This window comes from Gammaproteobacteria bacterium, from assembly GCA_024235095.1.
Lineage (GTDB): Bacteria > Pseudomonadota > Gammaproteobacteria > Competibacterales > Competibacteraceae > UBA2383.
In genome coordinates, this window is record JACKNC010000001.1 from 834,744 (window position 1) to 857,033 (window position 22,290).

19 protein-coding genes are annotated in these 22,290 nt (G+C 59.6%); 3 read left to right on the plus strand and 16 right to left on the minus strand.

Annotated features, from left to right (window positions below; translation table 11 throughout):
* Positions 1 to 4 precede the first annotated feature (4 nt).
* The 5 genes from H6973_03560 to H6973_03580 all read right to left on the minus strand — a co-directional run bounded on the left by H6973_03560 (position 5) and on the right by H6973_03580 (position 4,838).
* Positions 5 to 664 (minus strand): riboflavin synthase, encoded by a 660-nt coding sequence (locus H6973_03560; GenBank protein MCP5124732.1) that lies wholly within the window; start codon positions 662 to 664, stop codon positions 5 to 7.
* Between the two features lie 123 nt (positions 665 to 787).
* Positions 788 to 1,852: a bifunctional diaminohydroxyphosphoribosylaminopyrimidine deaminase/5-amino-6-(5-phosphoribosylamino)uracil reductase RibD gene (gene ribD, locus H6973_03565; GenBank protein MCP5124733.1), complete on the minus strand. Its 1,065-nt coding sequence runs from the start codon at positions 1,850 to 1,852 to the stop codon at positions 788 to 790.
* Between the two features lie 83 nt (positions 1,853 to 1,935).
* On the minus strand, positions 1,936 to 2,412 hold the full coding sequence (gene nrdR / locus H6973_03570; protein ID MCP5124734.1) for a transcriptional repressor NrdR: 477 nt from the start codon (positions 2,410 to 2,412) through the stop codon (positions 1,936 to 1,938).
* A gap of 28 nt (positions 2,413 to 2,440) precedes the next feature.
* Positions 2,441 to 3,694, minus strand: coding sequence for a serine hydroxymethyltransferase (locus H6973_03575; protein MCP5124735.1), 1,254 nt, complete (start codon positions 3,692 to 3,694; stop codon positions 2,441 to 2,443).
* 184 nt (positions 3,695 to 3,878) lie between these two features.
* The gene (locus H6973_03580) at positions 3,879 to 4,838 is read right to left on the minus strand and encodes an acetoin utilization protein AcuC (GenBank protein ID MCP5124736.1); all 960 of its coding nucleotides are present in this window, start codon (positions 4,836 to 4,838) and stop codon (positions 3,879 to 3,881) included.
* A 140-nt stretch (positions 4,839 to 4,978) separates the two neighbouring features.
* Here H6973_03580 and H6973_03585 point away from each other — a divergent pair, with 140 nt between their 5' ends.
* Positions 4,979 to 6,010, plus strand: coding sequence for an N-acetyl-gamma-glutamyl-phosphate reductase (locus H6973_03585; GenBank protein ID MCP5124737.1), 1,032 nt, complete (start codon positions 4,979 to 4,981; stop codon positions 6,008 to 6,010).
* Between the two features lie 17 nt (positions 6,011 to 6,027).
* Here the strand turns inward: H6973_03585 and H6973_03590 are convergent, their stop codons facing one another.
* The 11 genes from H6973_03590 to glnK (H6973_03640) form a co-directional block, all read right to left on the minus strand.
* Positions 6,028 to 6,906, minus strand: a complete 879-nt coding sequence (locus H6973_03590; protein ID MCP5124738.1) for a 1-acyl-sn-glycerol-3-phosphate acyltransferase — start codon at positions 6,904 to 6,906, stop codon at positions 6,028 to 6,030.
* Complete coding sequence (locus H6973_03595) at positions 6,906 to 7,715, minus strand: GNAT family N-acetyltransferase (protein MCP5124739.1); 810 nt, start codon at positions 7,713 to 7,715, stop codon at positions 6,906 to 6,908. The genes H6973_03590 and H6973_03595 overlap by 1 nt, the downstream gene beginning before the upstream one ends.
* Before the next feature lie 62 nt (positions 7,716 to 7,777).
* Positions 7,778 to 8,350, minus strand: coding sequence for a phosphatase PAP2 family protein (locus tag H6973_03600; protein MCP5124740.1), 573 nt, complete (start codon positions 8,348 to 8,350; stop codon positions 7,778 to 7,780).
* Positions 8,332 to 9,525, minus strand: a complete 1,194-nt coding sequence (locus H6973_03605) for a glycosyltransferase family 1 protein (GenBank protein ID MCP5124741.1) — start codon at positions 9,523 to 9,525, stop codon at positions 8,332 to 8,334. The genes H6973_03600 and H6973_03605 overlap by 19 nt, the downstream gene beginning before the upstream one ends.
* A 117-nt stretch (positions 9,526 to 9,642) precedes the next feature.
* On the minus strand, positions 9,643 to 12,174 hold the full coding sequence (gene hrpB, locus H6973_03610) for an ATP-dependent helicase HrpB (protein ID MCP5124742.1): 2,532 nt from the start codon (positions 12,172 to 12,174) through the stop codon (positions 9,643 to 9,645).
* A gap of 18 nt (positions 12,175 to 12,192) precedes the next feature.
* Positions 12,193 to 15,822 carry a hydantoinase B/oxoprolinase family protein gene (locus tag H6973_03615; protein MCP5124743.1) on the minus strand — a complete coding sequence of 1,210 codons (3,630 nt, stop codon included), beginning with the start codon at positions 15,820 to 15,822 and terminating at the stop codon, positions 12,193 to 12,195.
* A 12-nt stretch (positions 15,823 to 15,834) separates the two neighbouring features.
* Positions 15,835 to 16,029: a hypothetical protein gene (locus tag H6973_03620; protein ID MCP5124744.1), complete on the minus strand. Its 195-nt coding sequence runs from the start codon at positions 16,027 to 16,029 to the stop codon at positions 15,835 to 15,837.
* 243 nt (positions 16,030 to 16,272) lie between these two features.
* A complete protein-coding gene (locus tag H6973_03625) occupies positions 16,273 to 17,679 on the minus strand; it encodes a glutamate--tRNA ligase (protein ID MCP5124745.1) in 1,407 nt (468 codons plus the stop codon).
* A gap of 175 nt (positions 17,680 to 17,854) precedes the next feature.
* Complete coding sequence (glnK, locus tag H6973_03630) at positions 17,855 to 18,193, minus strand: P-II family nitrogen regulator (GenBank protein MCP5124746.1); 339 nt, start codon at positions 18,191 to 18,193, stop codon at positions 17,855 to 17,857.
* A 129-nt stretch (positions 18,194 to 18,322) separates the two neighbouring features.
* The gene (locus H6973_03635) at positions 18,323 to 19,654 is read right to left on the minus strand and encodes an ammonium transporter (protein MCP5124747.1); all 1,332 of its coding nucleotides are present in this window, start codon (positions 19,652 to 19,654) and stop codon (positions 18,323 to 18,325) included.
* Positions 19,655 to 19,716: 62 nt separating this feature from the next.
* Entirely contained in the window at positions 19,717 to 20,055 is a 339-nt protein-coding gene (gene glnK / locus H6973_03640; protein ID MCP5124748.1) for a P-II family nitrogen regulator, read from the minus strand.
* A gap of 311 nt (positions 20,056 to 20,366) precedes the next feature.
* Between glnK (H6973_03640) and H6973_03645 the strand changes: the two genes are divergently transcribed.
* Together H6973_03645 and H6973_03650 are read left to right on the plus strand one after the other, a co-directional pair.
* Positions 20,367 to 20,669 carry an accessory factor UbiK family protein gene (locus H6973_03645; protein MCP5124749.1) on the plus strand — a complete coding sequence of 101 codons (303 nt, stop codon included), beginning with the start codon at positions 20,367 to 20,369 and terminating at the stop codon, positions 20,667 to 20,669.
* Between the two features lie 85 nt (positions 20,670 to 20,754).
* A complete protein-coding gene (locus tag H6973_03650) occupies positions 20,755 to 22,266 on the plus strand; it encodes a YifB family Mg chelatase-like AAA ATPase (GenBank protein ID MCP5124750.1) in 1,512 nt (503 codons plus the stop codon).
* Positions 22,267 to 22,290: the final 24 nt, after the last annotated feature.

The window sequence follows — 22,290 nt, forward strand, 5'->3', positions numbered from 1 at the left end:
GTGTTTATTTCCAGAAGCCGTGTTCGCGCAGCAGCGCCTCGGTCAGACCGCTGCCGCCAGGTTGCGCGGCGCGTTCGCCCAGCAGCAGGCGCTCCAGGTAGCGGGCAATCAAATCCACTTCCAGATTGACCCGCCGACCGACTTTGAAATCGGCGAGCGTGGTTTCCACCAGCGTATGCGGGACAATATTAAGTTCGAACGCCGCGCCATCGACCTGGTTAACGGTCAGGCTGACTCCGTCCACACAAATGGAGCCTTTCTCTGCAATGTAGCGGGCCAGCGCATCCGGCGCTTGAATGCGCAACCGCCAGGAGCGACCGTCGGAACGCCACTCGGTGACGGCGCCGACGCCGTCGACATGGCCGCTGACCAGATGACCGCCAAGCCGGGTTGTCGGCGTCAGGGCTTTTTCCAGGTTGACCCGGGTTCCCGGCGTTACCTCGCCGAGCGTGGTGCGCTCCAGGGTTTCGCGAGACATGTCAGCCCAGAAGCCGTCATTGGCCAAGTCGACAGCGGTCAAACAGACGCCGCTCACCGCGATGCTATCGCCGAGGTGGACGTCGCGTAAATCCAGTTTGCCGGTGGCGATGCGCAGACGAAAGTCGCCGCCTTGCGGCTGAATCGTTGTGATCGTCCCGACGGCGGTAATGATGCCGGTGAACATGGCGGGAATCCCGGAGAGTTTTAAGAGTAAATCTTTATAAAGCTTTATTCGATCTAATAATTGAGACAAAAATTCCCAGAATTTTTGCTATATTTGAAATGTGATATTTAAGCCTTGAAACCTCTAACTGACCGGCTTTAATGTTACCCGCCAATCCTTTCCAATGGCCCGCATCTCCAGTATCTCCAACTCGGTGCGCTGGCTCATCCGCGTCAATTCCGGTAATTGGAACAGGCCACGCGCCTTATTGCCGAGCAGCACCGGAGCTATATAGACCACCAGTTCGTCTACCAGATCGGCCTGCAACAGGGCGCCAGCCAGAGTTGGCCCGCATTCCACATGGATTTCATTGCATTCACGACCGGCCAGCTCCGTCATGATCGCCGGTAAATCCAGTTCCCATTCACAGTGTGGCGTTACCACAATTTCCGCGCCGGCGGCCCGCAGCGGCGCTTGGGCGACCGGATCAGCCACTCCAGTGAAAATCAGCACCGAACCCGGTAACCGCATGATTCGCGCGGTCGGGGGAGTGCGCAGTTCCGTATCGAGAATAACCCGCAATGGCTGGCGCGACGTTCCCGGCAGGCGGACATTAAGACTGGGATCGTCCGCCAGTACTGTGCCAATTCCGGTCAGAATCGCCGAACTGCGTGCGCGAAGTCTTTGCACATCCTGTCGCGCCGCCTCGCCTGTCAGCCATTGACTCTCGCCTGAAGCCAGGGCAGTGCGTCCATCCAGGCTCATCGCCAGTTTGACCCGGATAAACGGCAGACCCTGCGTCATCCGCTGAACGAACCCCAGGTTTAACGCCTGAGCTTCCGCTTCCAGCAGCCCGCATTCCACGGTCATGCCAGCCTCGCGTAATTGCGTCAATCCTCGTCCGGCAACCTGTGGATTCGGATCAGGCATCGCCGCAACCATACGTGTGACGCCGGCGTTCAGCAGCGCATCGGTGCAAGGCGGGGTGCGGCCGTGATGGCAGCAGGGTTCCAGGGTTACATAAGCTGTCGCGCCGCGCGCCCGATCGCCCGCCATTTCCAGTGCGTTGACTTCCGCATGAGGTTCGCCGGCGCGCTCATGCCAGCCCTCGCCGACGATTTCACCCGCGCGCACCAGTACACAACCTACCCGAGGATTCGGATCGGCGCTATACAACCCACGCCGGGCCAGCATCAAGGCGCGCGCCATGTAGCGATAATCGTCAGACAGCCATGCCATTCATTCACCGCCGGCGGGAGACGCATCAGGGATGCGCAGAAGTTCAGGAGCAATCACTCGGAATTCATCGAATCGCGTAAGGTGTTCTGTAAGCGCTCGATTTCAACGCGAAAAGCATTAACATCCTCGAAGCTGCGGTAAACGGAAGCAAAGCGGACATAGGCAACCGGGTCCAGACGCCGCAATTCATCCATCACCCATTCGCCAATCTGCTGACTGCTCAATTCACGTTCGCTACTGGCGCGCACCCGATTTTTAACTCGCAGGATGAGTTTTTCAAGTTGCTCGGTGCTGACGGGCCGCTTTTCCAGCGCCCGCATCAGTCCGGTGCGCAGCTTTTCCTCCAGGAACGGCTCACGGCGGCCATCGCGTTTCACCACCGACGGCAGCACCAGTTCCGCGATCTCGTAGGTGGTGAAACGGGCGCTGCATGCCGGACATTCGCGGCGGCGGCGGACTTTATCGCCCTCCGCCAGCAGGCGCGAGTCCACGACGCGAGTGTCCGGGGCGTTGCAGAATGGACAATGCACTGTCGCCGCCTTGCCGCCAGGAGATGGATCAGCCGTACACCGGGAACCGGGCGCAGAGTTCGGCGACCTGGCCACGCACCCGATCAATCACGGCTTCGTTATTCAGATCGTCAAGAATATCGCAAATCCAGCCGGTCAATTCCCGACATTCGCGTTCCTGGAAACCCCGGGTGGTCACCGCCGGTGAGCCAATGCGCAGACCGCTGGTAACGAAAGGCGACTGAGGATCATTGGGCACCGCGTTCTTGTTCACCGTGATCCAGGCCCGGCCCAGGGCAGCGTCAGCCGCTTTGCCCGTGAGACCTTTAGCGATCAGACTCACCAGGAACAAGTGATTATCGGTGCCGCCGGACACCACATCATAGCCGCGCTCGCTGAACGTCCCGGCCATCACTCGGGCATTGGCGACGACCTGCTTCTGGTAGTCGATGAAATCCGGTTGCAGGGCCTCCAGGAGAGCGACCGCTTTGGCGGCGATGACATGCATTAACGGTCCGCCCTGGGTGCCGGGGAAGACCAGCGAGTTCAGTTTCTTCTCGATCTCGGAATTAGCGCGGGCCAGGATTAGGCCGCCGCGTGGGCCGCGCAGAGTCTTATGGGTCGTCGTGGTGACCACATCGGCGATGGGAACGGGCGTCGGATACACGCCCGCTGCGACCAAACCGGCAACGTGGGCCATGTCTACGACGAAATAGGCGCCCACCTGATCGGCAATGGTTCGGAAACGCGCCCAGTCCACCACCCGTGAATAGGCCGAGAAACCGGCAATAATCATTTTTGGCTGACATTCGAGCGCTAGCCGCTCAACCTGCTCGTAGTCAATTTCGCCAGTCGCATCATTCAACCCGTACTGCACCGCCTGATAAAGTCGCCCGGAGAAGTTGACTTTGGCGCCGTGGGTCAGATGGCCGCCGTGCGCCAGGCTCATGCCCAACACGACATCGCCGGGATCGAGCAGCGCCATGTAAACAGCGGCGTTGGCTTGTGAACCGGAATGCGGCTGGACGTTGGCGTAATCGGCGTTGAACAATTGCTTGGCGCGGTCAATGGCCAGTTGTTCAGCGATATCCACGAATTCGCAACCGCCGTAATAGCGTTTGCCAGGATAACCTTCGGCATACTTGTTGGTCAGCACCGAACCCTGGGCTTCAAGCACTCGCGGGCTGGCGTAATTTTCCGAAGCAATCAGCTCAATGTGGGCTTCCTGGCGCTGCTTTTCACCCTGCAGGGCGGCCCACAATTCGTTGTCAAACCCGGCTATCCGCATCTCTCGACTGAACATTCGCAACCTCTGCAAAGGCGGGCGCCCGCTGTCCTGGAATCCAGTGCGAGCGAACCATGGGAAACAAAGAATCATACCCGATTTCAGTGACGATTAACGGGAATGGCCCAAGAAAATGCAGAAATTATGACTGGCGCGCGGTCAGGATCGTTCTGGCAGAGTGAGGAGCTGGGTTGGGGGGAACTCAGCGCATCGGGGTTTCCAGAAAAGCATCGATAACAGCGACCCAAGCCTTGCCGACATTGCGCAGATCATAACCGCCGCCGCCGACGCCCAAAATACGGCCCTCGGCGAACTCCTCGGCAATCTCGCACAAGCCGCGAGCCGCGCGGGCATGGGCGCGGTAGGTATAGTGCAGATGCGCCAGAGGATCGCCATCCAGACCATCGGCGCCGCAGTTCATGACAATAAATTGCGGCTTCCACTGGCGCAGGAATTCTTCGACCTTGTCCCACATCATCAAAAAGTCGGGATCGGCGGACAGGGGCAACAAGGGGATATTGAGCTTGCGGCCCTTGGCTTCGCCCTTGCCAATCTCGTGTGGGAAACCGCTTTGGGGAAAGTTGTAACGGCCATCCTCATGAATGTCGGCGTAGATCACTGTAGGGTCGGATTCAAAGGGATAGAACACGCCGTCGCCGTGATGGGCGTCGATATCCACGTAGGCGATGCGCTCCAGGGCATATTCCTGTTGCAGAATTTTGATCGCCACGCCGGCGTCGTTAAAGACGCAAAAACCAGAGGCGGTATCGGGCATACTGTGATGCAGACCGGCAATGGGCACAAAGATGCGCCGCGCTTCGTTGTTCATCAGTTTGCGCGCGGCGTCAACCACCGTGCCCACTACGGTCGAGGCGTCTTCGAACACACCGCGATAGGCGGGAGTATCGCCATAATCCAGCAAACCACTACCGGTTTCGGACAGGGTTTTGACCTTTTCAACGTAGCCAGGCGTGTGGAACAGCGTGAGCTGCTCCTCGGTGGCCTTAACCGGATGGAAAATGCGCACCTGGTAATCGAGATGGCGAATGTGCATCTCGTCCCAAAAAGCATGAATGCGATCCTCGCCAAAGGGATGATCGTCGAAACCGTAGCGGCCTAATTCTTCGCCGGTGTAGACAGCCACCGTTCTACTTCGTGACATTACTTGCAAGCCTCGTCGTTTTAAGTGTTAATGCTTCCGCAATACTTATTATGATAGTTCAGCTTGAAGTGAGTTTTGGGCATCATGGACCCAAAACATTTTGGGTCAGGTTTTGCAATAAATGCGAGTGGGTTAAAGAGATGATCAAGGCAGGCATTGTTGGGGGAACCGGTTATACCGGTGTGGAATTGCTGCGGTTGCTGGCGGCGCATCCGGATGTGGAATTATCCGTCATCACTTCGCGCGGCGAAAAAGGCGTCCAGGTCAGCCAGATGTTTCCCAATCTTCGAGGCCGGGTGGAGCTGGCGTTTGTTGAACCTGACGATGCCGTGCTGAAGGGTTGCGATGTGGTGTTTTTCGCCACACCCAACGGCACAGCAATGAAAAGCGTCCCGGCGTTGCTTGAGGCCGGCGTCAAGGTGATCGATCTGGCGGCTGATTTTCGTCTGCGAGATGCTGCGGAATGGGAGAAATGGTACGGGATGCCGCATGCTTGCCCGGACTTGCTACGGGAAGCGGTTTACGGCTTGCCCGAAGTAAACCGCGAGTTAATCCGCAGCGCTCGTCTGGCGGCTAATCCCGGATGCTATCCGACCGCGGTGCAATTAGGTTTTTTGCCGTTGCTGGAAGCCGACGTTGTGGACTCCCACTCGTTGATCGCCGACGTTAAATCCGGAGTCAGCGGCGCAGGACGGAAGGCTGAAGTGGGCATCCTGCTGTGTGAAGCTGGCGACAATTTCAAAGCCTACAATGTGCCCGCTCATCGTCATCTGCCGGAAATTCGCCAGGGATTGACCGCCGTAGCTGGGACTCCAGTGGAACTGGTTTTTACGCCGCATTTGGTTCCGATGATTCGCGGTATTCACGCCACGCTTTACGCTACGCTGAAAAATTCGGATGTGGATTTGCAGGCGCTCTTCGAGCAGCGCTACGCCTCGGAACCCTTTGTCGATGTTTTGCCGGAAAAATCGCATCCTGAAACCCGGAGCGTGCGTGGGTCGAACCAGTGCCGGTTGGCCGTGCATCGTCCACACAATGGCAAAACGGTGGTGGTGCTATCGGTGATCGATAATCTGGTCAAGGGCGCGGCGGGTCAGGCGGTGCAGAATATGAATCTGATGTTTGGGCTACCGGAGAGCGCTGGCTTGGAGGAAATTGCGTTGTTGCCGTGAAGACGGTCATCGCGCGCTTATGCTGCGATCCGCTGGCTGATTTCGGTATGGGTCAGCCGGGCCAGCGCATCGCGGGAGGTATGTGGCGCGGAATGGACCGTTCCAAAATACAGCTCGGCAACGATGCCTGATTCGCCGAGCAATTGCCACAGATGCGGCAGCAGGGCGGCGTCGCCCACGAAGGGTATGATGGGATGGACGCCCTCGGAATGAGGATAGCGCAACGCGATGGCCTGCACGGGACAGCGCGCCAGAATCGCTGCCTGGAATAGACGAGGGAAAAAGCGTCTTACGCTCTCGCCGGTGGTTGAGGTGCCTTCCGGGAACACCAATATCCGCTCACCCTTTCGCAGACGCCAAACCAACCGCTCCAGCGCTTCACTCGCGCCATGGTCGCCGCCCCGGCGGATGAAAGCGGTTCCCGCCCTTTGGCATAGCCAGCCAAAGAGCGGCCAATGCGCTACTTCCTGCTTGGCCAGAAAGTGCGTCGGGCAGACTGCCGCGATGCAGAAGATGTCCAGCCAAGATAAATGATTGGCGACAAACAGCGTTGCAGCAGGATGGGGCGTCCCCTGCACTCGCAGGCGCACACCCAGAATCCGGCACAGGCCCCGGCTCCACCAGACCAGCGGCCGTGTTGAGACATAATGCCGCCGCCCCGGTCCTAGAGCGGCGGCAATCAATACACCGGCCAGAATGTGCAGAATGAGCAAGGGGGTCCGCACACTGCGCCGCCCGGCGCGGACTAGACCGGGTTTCCAGCGACAGTTAGCGTCCAGCGCCCGCGGATGTGCGCGCAGCTGGGGTGAATGCTGATTGCTCTCGCTCGTATGCGCGTTAGGGGAGTGCGTGGTGACCGGCGGTTTTGACTTGGAAGCGAGCGGAAATGAGGCCATCACTGATCGCGTTCCAGGAAATGCCGGGCATAGCGCCGTTCGATGCGCTGCGTGGACAGCAGGATGAACACGTCGGCGACCTGGAAGTCGGGATCGAGGCAGGGTTCCCCCCCGATCCGAGCGCCGAGGCGCAAGTAGGCTTTCAATAACGGCGGCACGGCGCACTTGCGGGGCGCCAATCCATCGCGGCGAGGCAGCGGCAAATGCGGCGTGACCCGTAACGAATCGGCAACCAGATGGCGTTGCGCCAGTTCCAGATACAGGGCCTGCGCCTCCAAACCCTGCTCACCCAGAGGAATACTTGCGCAACCGATCAGATAGTCGATCCGATGGTTGCTGATAAACGCCGCCAGCCCTGACCAGAGAGCGCTAATCGTCGTACCGTTACGATGGTCGGCGCGGACGCAGGTGCGGCCAATTTCCATGAACCGTCCAGGCAAGGCGAGCACCGGGGCCAGATCAAATTCGGTTTGCGAGTAGAAGCCGCCGGCGCGTTGCGCTGCCGGCGCGGTGAGAATGCGGGTGCAGCCCACCACCTCACCCAGCGCATCACGAACAACCAGATGTTGGCAATAGCGATCGAAGCGATCATGGTCGAGTCCGGGAATCCGGTTATGCAACCGTGCGCCCATTTCCTCGGCGAAAACCGTATAACGCAACCGCTGGGTCGCCTCGATATCTTCACGGGATTGAGCGAATTCCACCCGGATCGACCGTTCTTCAACCGGAGGCAACAGAACCGCAGCAGGGAAATCACGGGCGTATTGGGTAGCGACAAGTGATTCGGTACTCAAGAAGGCGACCTCCATTGTGAAGATTCAGGATATTGCGTAGCGTAAGAATATTGCGTTGCGACATTTTGACCGGGCGGTTAAATCTGCATGAACGGCGACTGGATGGTCAGCCACGCAAGGATTGCTCCGATCAATGCGCCCGCCAGCACATCGCTGGGATAGTGCAGGCCCAGTACAAGCCGCGACAACGCGACCAGCATGGTGAAGGGCAGGAGCAGCCAGGCCAATGACGGATAGTAGTGCCAGGCGACCAGGGTAAAGGCCACGGCGTGCAGGGTATGACCAGACGGAAAACTGTATTCATCGAGTGGCTCAACCCGGGATTGAATGCATTCATGGCGAGCGCAGGGCCGGGGGCGGGTAGTGCGCGCCTTCAGCCATTTGTACAATGCGAGGCCCATCCCGCCCACCAGCAGCATGTGGCCTACCACGGGCGTTGCCGGCCAGCCCTCGCTGAGCAGCAACGCAACCATCAGGACGTACCAGAACACTCCATCGCCCAGCCGGCTGACCACCGCAAACAGGCGCACCAGGGCGCGTTGATCGATGCGCTGTTGAAAGCGCAGGCACCAACCCAGTTCCTTCTCCGTCAAACGCGACCAAGAAGGAGCGGGTCGTTCGATGATGGGACTCAACAGGGAATCGGACATGGGGATTCTCCATTCGCGACGTTCAAAAACAGGGTCTCCAGGCGATCGTAAACCTGCTCGTTGTCGAGTTGCCGGACTGCCTGGCGCGCAGCCTGCCCCATACCTTGGAGGGCAGGAAAGTCCTTGGCCAGAGCGGCGGCAGCGGCGATGAACGCCTGAGCATCGCCAAAGGGCGCGAGCCGACCAGCGCGCTCGGACTCGACATGGGTGTGGGCGGCGGCGTAGTCAAACGCTACGACCGGCAACCCGCTGGCCAGCGCCTCCAGAATGACGTTCCCAAAGGTCTCGGTAAGGCTGGGGAACAGGAACAGATCGGCAGAGGCATAGTGAGTCGCCAGATCTTCTCCCTGACGCATCCCGCAGTAGATGAATCCGGGATGGCCAGCGCGCAAATCGGACATGAGCGGGCCATCGCCGACCAGCGCCAACCGGGCATTCGGTTGAACGCGCTCGATAGCCTGAAAAGCGCTGATGGCCAGTTTCAGATTCTTCTCTGCCGCCAGGCGACCGACGTACAGCGCAACTAGCGTATCCGGTCTGGCGCCCCAGGCCGCGCGCAATTCTGAACTCCGGCGTTCGGGCGAAAACAACCGGGTATTCACGCCCCGCGCCAGCACCTGGGTGTGAAGAAAGCCGCTGGCTTGCAGTTGCGCCGCCAGTTCCGCCGTGGGAACCAGGGTTTGCACGCCCCGATTATGGAAATGGCGCAGATAACCCATGATGGGTTTTGCCAGCCAGCCGAGGTGATAGTGACGGCTGTAGCTCTGAAAATGGGTATGGAAACTGGTTGAAATCGGAATCGCTAGGCGTTGCGCTGCGCGCAGGGCGGAATAGCCAAGCGGGCCTTCGGTCGCGATATGAATGAGGTCGGGACGGTTCCGCCGCCAGTGCGTCAGCAGGGTCCGGGTCGCTGGCCAGCCCCCCTGTAACTGGGGATAACCAGGGATGCGGAAGCCAGGGAGCGGCAGGATTTCCAGCGCATCGACCAGAGGCAATGGATCGCCCCTGCTCTGACGAACCCGGATCAATTGCACGATATGGCCACGCTGGCGCAGCCCATCGATCCAGCGCGCAATGGTCAGCGCGACGCCGTTGATCTCGGGCGGATAAGTTTCGGTGATAATGCCGATGCGCAATCGGCGATGAAGAACATCAATGTGAGGTTGGGTAGCCATGCCCGGGATTTTCCGGGCCGATGGCAACAAAGGGATGGCAGTTTGATTAAGGAATCAAGACAAACCTTGCGCCATCCCGCTTGACTACCCGCTAAGAAGTACTGGTCGCTACCTCTATCACCGCGCTGGCTTGACCCGCCGCGTCGGCGTCGCTGTCCACGGATCATCCGGCCAGGGATGCTTGGGATAGCGGCCCTTCAATTCCTTTTTGACTTCGGCGTAGGTGCGTTCCCAGAAGCCGCGTAAGTCCTGTGTGACCTGAATCGGTCGTTGCGCCGGCGATAGCAAATGCAAAGTCACCGGAATTCGTCCCCCAGCGATGTGCGGCGTATCCGCCAGACCGAACAATTCCTGCAACTTCACCGCCAGCACCGGTGGCTCGCCCGGCGTGTAACGCAGGCGGATGCGGGAACCACTGGGTGCGCTGAGATGCGTCGGGGCCAGTTCATCCAGCCGCACCCACAACCGGTGATCCAGCAGACTCTGCAAGGCGCGGGTCAAATCCAGTCGCGGCAAATGCTCCCGCCGGGTGATGCCCTCGAGCCAGGGTTCCAGCCATGCCTCCAAACGCTCCAGCAACCGGTCGTCGGCGACTTCGGGCCAGCCTTCGTCTGGAAACCAGTGTTGGACGGAAAGCAGCCGCGCCTGCCAGTCGCGCAATTCCGGCGTCCACGGCAGACTGCTCAAGCCCATTTGCCGAATCCCGGTCAGCATCGCCTGGCGCAGGGAATTCGGGCCGGGGGTCATCAGTGGGGCGCTGTCCAGTAATAACGCGCCAAACCGCCGCTGTCGGTGAGCCATGACCGCTGCTTGCCGTTCGTCCCAACTCACTTCGGCGACTGTTTGTACGCGAGCGGCAAGATGCTGTTCCAAATCAGCCGGATCGACCGGAGCAGCCAGCCAAATCCGGCCCTCGTTACCACTGGCGTCCAGTTGCGCCGCGACCAGCCAGTCCCGGCCAGTCAGCGGATCGCCTGCGACTAACCGCGCCCCGCGCCCATTGGCCAATTGATAACGATCGGCGCTGCCTTCGCGCCGGCGAGCAACCCGGTCGGGATAGGCCAGCGCCAGCAGCAATCCGACAGTCGTGGCCTCCGGTGGGGCTTCAGAACTACGAACTCCCGTCAACAAAGCGCGCCAGCGCCGCGCCGCCTGATCCACTCGAACGCAGACCGCAGGATCCGCCTGCCAGCGCCGCACACCCTCGCGCCCGTCGCGCCGGAAGGCTTGCAGAGCGTCCAGCCGGATGGTGAAATCACTGCCGAACGTATGTTCGCCCCGCAGCAGATCGCGTTCTTCCAGCAATGCCGCCAGGTCAGCGGCCAGCACACCCTGGCCCAGTGCTGCGCCGCACCGTAAGAGATGCGCCAACCGGGGATGAGTGGGCAGTTCCGCCAGGTCCTGCCCGGTCGGCGTGATGCGGCCTTGTTCATCCAGCGCCTCCAAATCAATCAACAAGGCGCGCGCCTGGGCTAAAGCGCCCGGCGGCGGCGGATCGAGCCAGGCCAGGGTTGAGGGATCGGCGACGCCCCATTGCGCCAGTTCCAGCGCCAGCGGCGCCAAGTCTGCTTCCTGGATTTCCGGCGCGCGCTGTGGGCGAAGTCGCCCTTGAGCCGCTTCGCTCCAGAGCCGATAACAGGTTCCCGGTCCCAGCCGACCGGCGCGGCCAGCGCGTTGTTCCGCAGCATCGGCGGATACCCGTACGGTGGCCAGGCGCGTCAACCCACTGCGCGGGTCAAAGCGCGGGACACGAGTCCAGCCGGCATCCACCACCACGCTAACCCCTTCAATGGTCAAACTGGTTTCGGCAATCGGGGTTGCGAGAACGACCTTGCGTCGGCCAGCGGGTTCCGGTTGCAAGGCGCGTTGCTGTGCGTCTCCCGGCAAATCCCCATACAATGGAATCAGCGCCAGCCCGCTGCAAACCGGTTCGATTTCCAGCCGCCGTAGAACCTGGCGAATCTCACCGCCACCGGGCAAGAATACCAGTACATCGCCCGCGTGTTGCGCCAGGGCGTTCAAGATGCCGCGAACCACAACCGTGAGATCGAGACCGTCGGGATCGCGTGGCAGATAGCGCCGGTCTACCGGCCAGGCGCGACCCTCGCTGGTCATGATCGGCGCGTCACCCAACAGCCGGGCTACCGCCGCGCCGTCCAGAGTTGCGGACATCACTAACAACCGCAGGTCTTCCCTGAATCCCTGCTGACTGTCCAGGCACAGCGCCAGCGCCAGATCAGCGTGCAGGCTGCGTTCATGGAATTCGTCGAAGATCACCAGCCCCACGCCCTCCAGCGCCGGATCGCGTTGCAGACGGCGGGTCAGAATACCCTCGGTCAATACTTCGATGCGGGTATGGCGTGAAATCTGGTGGTCAAAGCGGATGCGGTAGCCCACCGTTTGGCCAACCGGCTCATCCAGCAGTGCGGCCATGCGCGCCGCCGCTGCCCGCGCAGCAAGCCGGCGCGGCTCCAGCAACAGGATGCGACGGCCCGCCAGCCAGGATTCGTCGCGCAGCGCCAGCGGTATGCGGGTCGTCTTGCCTGCGCCCGGCGGGGCTTGCAACACCAAAGCGGTTGCCTTCCGCAGCGCAACGCGCAGCGCCGGAATCACCGGTTCGATCGGCAATGAAGCGATCGGTTCGCCCATGACGCCCAAACCAGCGGTTCAGGTCAATGCCCACGACGGCGCAGGTATGGAGCTTGAGCCGGTCGCGGTATTGATTCTGCAAGACAATGAATGGACTTTCTCACCTGCCTCCCATCCCCCGCCACCGGGCGTTTCGATCACGAATACATCTCCGGGTTGCATCGCCGCTTGCGCCGTACCGGGTAGAACCTCGACTGCGCCATCAACCCGCTCCACGGTGTTGCGCCCAACCTGGCCCGGTTCGCCGCCGTTTAATCCATAGGGCGCGATCCGCCGATGGCCGGATAAAATCGCGGCGGTCATCGGCTCCAGAAAGCGGATGCGGCGCACGACCCCATCCCCACCACGCCAGCGACCAGCACCGCCGCTACCCCGGCGAATGCTGAACGCCTCCAGGCGCACCGGAAACCGCCATTCCAGCACTTCCGGGTCAGTCAGCCGCGAGTTGGTCATGTGGGTTTGCACCGCTGAAGCGCCGGTAAAGCCCGGTCCCGCGCCCGCACCGCCGCAGATTGTTTCGTAATACTGATAGCGGTCGTTGCCGAAGGTGAAATTGTTCATCGTTCCCTGCGCAGCGGCCATCACGCCCAGCGCTCCATACAGCGCGTCGACGATACATTGCGAGGTTTCCACATTGCCAGCGACCACCGCCGCCGGGGGACGTGGATCGAGCAGCGAGCCTGCCGGTATGATCAACTCCAGTGGACGCAGGCACCCGGCGTTTAGTGGAATTTCGTCGTCGACCAAAGTACGGAACACATACAGCACCGCCGCTATGCACACCGCGCGCGGGGCGTTGAAGTTGCTGGTCTGTTGCGGTGATGTCCCGGTGAAGTCGATCCGGGCCGAACGCGCTTCCCGGTTCAGGGTGATGGCGACGCGAATTACCGCGCCGTTATCCATTTCACAGGTAAATGCGCCATCCTGTAGCCGATCCAGCGCCCGGCGCACCTGCTCGGCGGCATTGTCCTGAACATGGCCCATATAAGCCCAGACGGTGTCCAGCCCGAAATGCGCCGCCATCCGCCGCAACTCCTGAGCGCCTTTTTCATTCGCGGCAATCTGCGCCTGCAAATCCGCCAGATTCTGTTGTGGGTTGCGCGCTGGCCACGGTCCGCCGCTCAGGCGTTCCAGCAATTCCCGTTCACGAAATCGACTACCGCTAACTAACAGAAAATGATCGAGCAGCACGCCTTCCTGGCCGATGGTTACGCTATCCGGCGGCATCGAGCCGGGAGTGATGCCGCCAATATCAGCATGGTGGCCGCGCGAGGCGATGTAGAACAGCAACTCCTGTCCAGCAGCGTCGAATACCGGGGTGATCACCGTAATATCCGGCAGATGCGTCCCCCCGTGGTAGGGCGCATTGCTGGCGTACACATCGCCGGGCTGGAATTGACCTTGTTTGGCTTGAATCACTGCCCGCACCGCTTCACCCATCGACCCCAGATGCACCGGAATATGCGGGGCGTTGGCGATCAGTTGTCCCTCTTGGTCAAACAGCGCACAGGAAAAATCCAGCCGCTCTTTGATATTGACCGAATGCGCGGTATTGGCTAGCGTCACCCCCATCTGCTCGGCAATCGCCATGAACAAATTATTGAACACTTCCAGCAAGATAGGATCGACCTCAGTACCTACGGCCACTCGCGCAGGGCGTGGCTGGCAACGGGTCAAAACCAGCGCGTTATGCGCCGTGACCTCAGCCTGCCAACCCGATGCGATGAACGTTGTCGCACCGGATTCGCTGAGGATGGCCGGGCCGGGAATGCGGCAGCCGGGCAATAAGTCAGCCCGCCCAACCCGCTCCCCGAATGCCTCTCCCGCCAGTGGGAGCGAGGCGTCGCCACCGCCAATCACTTCAACCGACAACGCTTCGACAATCAATCCCTTGTCAGGCATAAGGAAACCATAACGTTGCTGATGTGCCAATTCGAATCGGGTTTGCAATTCTTCTGCATTACCGGCGGCGATGCTCAAAGCGGTATCACTTCCGATATAACGTAGGCGGACAGTGCGAACCGCGTGTATCTGCTCCGCCGGAATGTCTTGCGCCTGCATATCGTTCCGGCCCGCTTGCTCCAGTTCCACAAAGACCGATTCCAGCGATGCCATTAATTCGACTGTCAACGGCGCTTCGATCGCACGTTCTTTCAACAAGCGTGCATCGGCCAAACCCATGCCGTAAGCAGACAGGACTCCTGCAAAAGGATGGATGAAAATCGCTGGCATCCCCAGCGCATCGGCGACTGCGCAAGCATGTTGTCCGCCCGCGCCGCCGAAGCAGCACAGCGTGTATTCGGTCACGTCGTAACCGCGCTGGGTGGAAATTTGCTTGATAGCATTGGCCATGTTTTCCACGGCGATCTGCAAAAAGCCTTCAGCCAACTCCGCCGGGGCATAGGTCTTACCGGTTGCGTTCTGCACTTCAATGGCCAATGCAGCGAACTGGCGCGTCACGATGTCCCGATCCAGCGGCTGGTTCTGCGCCGGGCCGAAAACGTGAGGAAAAAACTCCGGTTGAATCCGTCCCAGCAGGACATTGCAATCCGTGACGGTCAGCGGTCCACCGCGCCGGTAACAGGCTGGTCCCGGATCCGCGCCGGCGGATTCCGGGCCAACGCGCAACCGGCTGCCGTCAAAGCGGCAGATCGAACCGCCGCCCGCCGCCACAGTGTGAATATGCAACATCGGCGCGCGTAGTCTGACGCCAGCGACCTGAGTTTCAAACGTGCGTTCGTACTCACCGGCATAGTGCGCGACATCGGTGGAAGTGCCGCCCATGTCGAAGGTGATGATCCGGTCAAAACCGGCCTGGGCGGCGGTGCGGGCCGCGCCGACAATGCCGCCAGCGGGACCGGACAGGATGCTATCCTTGCCGTGGAAATGATGCGCATCCGCCAATCCACCGTGGGATTGCATGAACAGGAGGCGCGCGTTGCCCAGTTCACTGGCCACCCGGTCGACATAGCGGCGCAGGATCGGCGACAGGTAAGCGTCAACTACGGTCGTATCACCGCGCCCGACCAACTTCATGAGCGGACTGACCTGGTGGGAGACTGAGATTTGCGTGAAGCCGATTTCGCGGGCCAGCGCCGCCGCCTGTTCCTCATGCGCCGGATAGCGGTAGCCGTGCAGAAAGACGATAGCCACGGCGCGGATACCGGCTTGATAAGCGTTGCTCAGTGCTTCATGGGCGCCGGCGGGATCGAAAGGAATGATGACATCGCCGTAGGCTGAAACTCGCTCGTTGACTTCGGCGACTCGCTCATACAGCAACTCCGGCAGGACGATGTGGCGCGCGAACAATTGGGGCCGGTTCTGATAGCCAATGCGCAGCGCATCGCGGAATCCTCGCGTGGTCAAGAGCAACGTGCGGTCGCCCTTGCGCTCCAGCAGCGCATTGGTGGCAACCGTCGTACCCATTTTCACCACGGCGATACGTTCGGCGGGAATCGGCTGATCCGCCCGGATCTTGAGCAAGTCGCGAATGCCCTGCAACGCGGCGTCCGGGTAATGTTCCGGGTTATCCGATAACAGCTTGTGGGTGACCAGCCGGCCATCCGGACGGCGCGCAACGACATCGGTGAAGGTGCCGCCTCGGTCAATCCAGAACTGCCAGCGGGAAGTGGAAACAGTTTTGGGCATGGCAAGGCTCAATCATTCCATGTCGGGATCAAGTCCCAACGCGCGTAACCGTTCCGCCAACCGTTCCGCACGTTGGCGCTCCGTTTCGGCGCGCTGCGCCATTTCCACAAAGGTCTCAAAGCGCCGCCCATCAGGCCGATACAACATCAAGTCGGTCCCTTCCAGGCTAAACCGAATCCCTAACCGCCGACTGAGCCAGCCTTCCATTGGCGTAATTGGCTCCAGTCCTTTCTTGCGACGTAGCCAACCTTTGAGCGTCCCGCGATCCGGGTCGTACTCGTAAAAGAGTTGTTTTCCAGGTTGGAGTCGCTAAAACCGTCGCTGTCATCATCGGCCTCCATCGGTAAGGAGCCAAAGCTGGGTTGCTGACAACTTTAATATAGTTGATGTATACATGAATCACAGGTCAGCACATGAAGAGGGTCAAGCAGATCAATGGAAAGAAAACCATCAACACCAGGCTTTTAATCGTTGGCGCATGATATCCGGCGGCAATAGCGTCAGAATCCGCGCCAGTTCGGGGCCATGAGTCTCACCAGTCAACGCCGCCCGCAACGGCATAAACAGGTTTTTACCCTTTGCGCCGGTGCGCTGCTTCAGCGCTTCGGCCAGCGGTTGATAAGCAGCGCCATGTTCGGTATATGCGGCCAGCGCGTGCGTGAAAAAACCTGATCCCGCTGCGGCAATCACCGCCCGGCTATCCTCGCTCAAGGGCAATTCCTCACTGAACAAACGCTCTGCCCAGAAAGCGGCGTCGACCGGGAAACGAATATTGGGACGCACCGCAACCACAAAGTCATCCCGACAGGATAGCGGCACGCGCTCATGAACCGTTTCCCCCATCCACGCCCACAATCGTTCTGGCGCTGCAAATCGCACCGCCTCGGCTTGCCAGTGCAATAATTGCGCTTCATCGTAATGGACTGGCGCCCGTCCCAAATGCTCCACGGCGAACCCGGCAGCCAGTTCCGCGGGTTCCATCCAGGCATCCTGCTCATAACGGTGACCCAGCCGGGCCAGATAGTTCAGCAACGCCTCCGGCAGATAACCCGCCGCTCGCAATTCACGAATACTGAGATCGCCCTCGCGCTTGGACAGCGGCCCGCCATCCGATCCAACGATCAGCGCCATGTGTCCGTAATTTGGCGCTGGAAGCTCCAGCGCTTCCAGCAACAGCAGTTGACGCGGGGTATTGGTCAAATGATCCTCGCCGCGCAGCACATGCGTAACGCCCATCAGCGCATCATCGACAGCGTTCACGAAAAAGAACTGAGGACCTCCATCCGCCCGGCGGATGACAAAATCGCCAATATCGTCACTGGCGAAACGCTGGGGACCACGCACCAGATCGGTGAACTCGACAATCCGCCCTGCTGGCACCCGAAAGCGCAAAGTGGGCTGCACACCCCGTTCCCGTCGCGCCTGACGTTCGGCTTCATTCAACCGGGCGCAGGTTCCGGCATAACGCGGCGGCTTGCCGGCGGCCCGCTGCGCTTTACGGCTTAGCGCTAACTCCGCGGGCGTGCAAAAACAGGGATAGACCTGCTCTGCCTGATCCAATTGCTGATAGTACTCAGCATAAACCGTCGTCCGCTCCGACTGTGCATAAGGCGCATCGGGACCGCCGATTTCCGGCCCCTCCTGCCAGTCTAGACCCAGCCAGCGCAGATCATGCAGTAATCCTTCAATGTACTCAGGACGACTGCGTTCGCGGTCGGTATCTTCGATACGCAACACGAACCGGCCACTCGAATGCCGGGCCAGCAACGCGTTAAACAGAGCGGTGCGAACATTGCCCAGGTGCAGATAGCCGGTCGGGCTGGGGGCGAATCGCGTTTTAAGGGTGGTGGTCATTATGCAATTTTAAGTTTTATTTAATTTAATGATCAGCTTGATAGTAAAGCCCATCAGATTCAGCACAGGGAAGGCATAACTGAATTCTGTGAGACTGGGCAATGATGCGGCAAGATCGCCAAAATAAAAAGGCGGAGCCACTGCCCCGCCCGGTTGGATGCGCCTCGCCACGACGTGGTTACAATGCGCTGGGTCCGATTTCACCGGTGCGAATCCGGATCGCGCGCTCCAAGTCGTAGATAAAGATCTTGCCATCACCGATTTTGCCGGTGTTGGCCGTGGAGCAAATCGCTTCAACGACCTTATCCACCAGGCTGTCATCGACAGCGATTTCCAGTTTCACTTTCGGCAGAAAATCCACCACGTATTCAGCGCCCCGATACAACTCGGTGTGCCCCTTCTGGCGACCGAACCCCTTCACCTCGGTCACGGTGATGCCCTGTACCCCAATACCCGATAGCGCTTCCCGCACATCGTCCAGCTTGAATGGCTTAATAACCGCAGTGACTAGCTTCATCGATACCCTCTGGCGTTTCGCCTAACCTGAAAAGTTAAATTCTGAACGGGAATATAACCGAAATCCATGTCCATGCGCGATGTGGGGCGAATATCCAAGCTTAATAAGCCTGATATCCGCCCCCCACTATCACAGGTTGTAACCCCGCTCGTCGTGCAGGGCGATATCCAAACCTTCGGTTTCCTGTTCGTCCGTTACCCGGAGTCCAATCACTACATCCACGATCTTAAGCAGAATAAAGCTTACGATGGCAGTATAGACAAGAGTAAAGGTTGCACCCTTGAATTGGGCCAACAACTGATTACCCAACGTCATACCATCAGCCAGACCAATGCCGCCCATCATCTTATCTGCACACAGCCCCGTCAGGATCGCACCCAGATAACCACCTACGGCATGGACGCCGAAAGCATCCAATGAATCGTCATAACCCAGCGCCCGCTTCAACTTGGTGGCGGCTAAAAAACAAATTACGCCAGAAGCCAGACCAATTAACAGGGCCCCCATCGGTCCCGCCGTGCCCGAAGCCGGAGTAATCGCCACCAGACCGGCTACCGCGCCGGAAGCGATGCCCAATACGCTTGGCTTACCGTGCGTCATCCATTCTGCGAACATCCAGGCCAGGGCCGCCATGCCCGTCGCAATCTGGGTAACCGCCATCGCCATGCCGGCGCTGCCATTAGCGGCTAATGCGCTGCCCGCGTTAAACCCAAACCAGCCGACCCATAACATCGAAGCCCCCACGATCGTAAAATTGAGGTTGTGCGGCGGCATGGCAGTAGCTGGATAGCCCTTGCGTTTGCCTAGCACCAGACACGCCACTAGACCCGCGACGCCGGCATTGATATGCACGACCGTGCCGCCAGCAAAGTCAAGCACCCCCCAATGACTGCCAATCAACGAACCTGCGCCGCCCCACACCATATGAGCGATAGGTAGATAAACCACAGTGAGCCACAACGCCATAAACAACAGTAGCGCAGAAAACTTCATCCGTTCAGCAAAGGCGCCAACAATGAGCGCTGGCGTAATGATCGCAAAGGTCATTTGGAAGACCATAAATACGGTTTCCGGAATAGTGCCAGACAGGCTGTCCACCGCCACTCCGCTTAAAAAAGCCTTGCTGAGCGTACCGACAAAGGAGTTGAGATTAATCGTGTCCGCCACCATTCCCGTGGTGTCGAACGCCAGACTATACCCGTACAGAGTCCATAACACCGTTACCAGAGCGGTGATAGCGAAACATTGCATCATCACCGACAGCACATTCTTGGCGCGCACCATGCCCGCGTAGAATAACGACAGGCCGGGAATGGTCATGAACAGCACCAGGGCGGTAGACGTTAACATCCAGGCGGTATCGCCGGAGCTAAGCGTTGGGGTTGCTTCCTGAGCGAGCGCCAGGGTCGGCGCGAGAGTGGCCAGCAGCGCCAGCCAGCCAGCATTTTTTACCACTTGCATTGCTCTCATCAGTGGAGTTCTCCTAGGGTTGAAAACAGAATCTATTTGGAAATAATGGGCGCTTATAGCGCTTCTGGTCCAGATTCGCCGGTGCGGATGCGGACCGCGTTTTCCAGGTCACAGATAAAAATCTTGCCGTCGCCGACTTTGCCAGTGTTCGCCGCCCGCGAAATCACCTCAACCACCCGGTCCGCCAGATCATCAGTGACTCCGACTTCAATTTTGATTTTGGGCAGAAAATCCACCACGTATTCGGCGCCTCGGTACAGCTCGGTATGTCCCTTCTGCCGACCAAAACCTTTGACCTCGGTGACAGTGACGCCTTGCGCGCCCACTTCCGAAAGTGCTTCCCGAACATCGTCCAGCTTGAACGGTTTAATAACCGCCGTGATCAATTTCATGATGCAACTCCTGATGGCTTCGCACACCCCTGCGGGGCGACGTGTTGTTTCAACGTCTCGACGAACGTTGCCTACCAACGCCGGCAATTCGTTTTGTCGAAAAAAGCACATCGTATGCCACTTTAATTAATCTATTTATAATTAATAAGTTGTTATAAAAATTACTCTCAATATTTTCATCGCGCGGTCGCTGGCTGCCCACAATAGCCAGTTATTGCACTTATTTGGTGCAATAACTGGGGGAGGCATACAAACCATAAATTCCCGTTAAACTTGTAAGGGGCATTACCCTAATTTCTGGAGAAGCAACAATGATCGATCCCAAGGCTATTGATGACTTGGCCAAGCGTTTTGTAGAAACATTGCCGCCGGGCTTCCGGCAATTTCAGGCGGACATGGAAAAGAACTTCCATGCGGCGCTGCAAACGACATTCGCCAAGCTGGAACTGGTGACGCGCGAAGAATTCGAAGTGCAACAGGAGGTGCTGGCGCGCACCCGGGCCAAGCTGGATGAACTGGAGAAACAAATGGCCGACCTGGAAAGCAAAGCCGCGGGCGGTGGCAAGCGGCGCAAGACTGCGGAGAAACCGGCTGAACCGGAAGGCGAAGAATAGCGCCTGCCGCACCCACCAAGTTCGTGCATAATGCCTCATCCCCTGGAGGTTTGGGGCATCATCATTACTCGCCAGCAGGATTCGCATGTCGCTTGCCATCGTTTATACCCGCGCCCAGGTCGGCATCGACGCGCCGTTGGTCAGCGTAGAAGTCCATTTGTCCGGCGGTCTGCCGGGATTATTCATCGTAGGTCTGCCGGAAGCGGCGGTGAAGGAAAGCAAGGACCGGGTGCGCGGCGCTATTCAGAACAGCGGTTTCGAGTTTCCGGCCCGGCGCATCACCATTAATCTGGCTCCGGCTGATTTGCCCAAGGAAGGCGGGCGGTTTGATCTGCCGATTGCGCTCGGTCTCCTGGCCGCTTCGGGGCAAATTCCCCGTGACCGGCTGGAACAATATGAATTCCTGGGTGAACTGGCGCTGGGCGGCGAGCTGCGGCGCATTCGCGGGGTGCTGCCCGCGACGCTGGCTTGCCGGGACGCCGGACGCGCCTTGTTGGTTCCTGGCGACAACGCCGAGGAAGCAATCCTGGTCAGCGGCGCACAAGTCCTGGGCGCAGGGCATTTGCTGGAAGTTTGCCGGCAACTCACCACCGGAAATGCGTTGCAGCCGCCGGTTGCGCACCCTCGAAGGCTACAGGACGCGATTCTGGACCGGGATTTAAGCGATGTGCGGGGCCAACCCCATGCAAAGCGGGCGTTGGAAATCGCTGCCGCCGGCGGTCACAATCTCCTGCTGATTGGTCCACCCGGTACGGGCAAGACCATGCTGGCCAGTCGGCTGTCCGGCATCATGCCGCCATTGAGCGAGGCAGAGGCTCTGGAAACCGCGGCGATCGCTTCGGTCAGCAATCAGGGGCTGGATTTACAACAATGGGGCGTGCGCCCGTTCCGCGCTCCGCATCATACCGCCTCTGGCGTGGCGCTGGTGGGCGGTGGCGGTCAGCCGCGACCGGGTGAAATTTCTTTGGCGCATCACGGCGTGCTGTTTCTCGACGAATTGCCGGAGTACGACCGGCGGGTGTTGGAGGTGCTTCGGGAGCCGCTGGAATCGGGACGGATTACGATTTCACGCGCGGCGCGTCAGGCGGATTTCCCGGCGCGCTTTCAACTGGTGGCGGCGATGAATCCCTGTCCTTGCGGTTATCTGGGCGATGCTGAGCGGCAATGCGCCTGCGGCCAGGAACAGGTGCGCCGTTACCGGGCGCGCGTGTCGGGGCCGTTGATCGACCGGATTGACCTGCATATTGAAGTGCCCCGCCTGGCGCATCGCGTCTTGCGTGGCGAGGCCCCAGAAGAAAGCAGCGCCACAGTGCGCGCCCGGGTCTGCGCCGCCCATGAGCGGCAGTTGCAACGGGCGGGTAAACCGAACAGCGCACTGGGTACACGGGAAATTGAACGCTACTGCGCCCTGAGCGACGCCGATCACAAGCTGCTGGAGCACGCGCTGGAACGGCTGGGTCTATCGCCGCGCGCTTATCATCGGATTCTCAAGGTTGCTCGCACCATCGCCGATCTGGCGGGCAGCGACGCCATCAAAACGCCGCATCTCGCCGAAGCCATCAGTTACCGGGCGCTTGATCGGACGATGGCGCGATAGGGTGCGGATTCAGGCTCATTTACC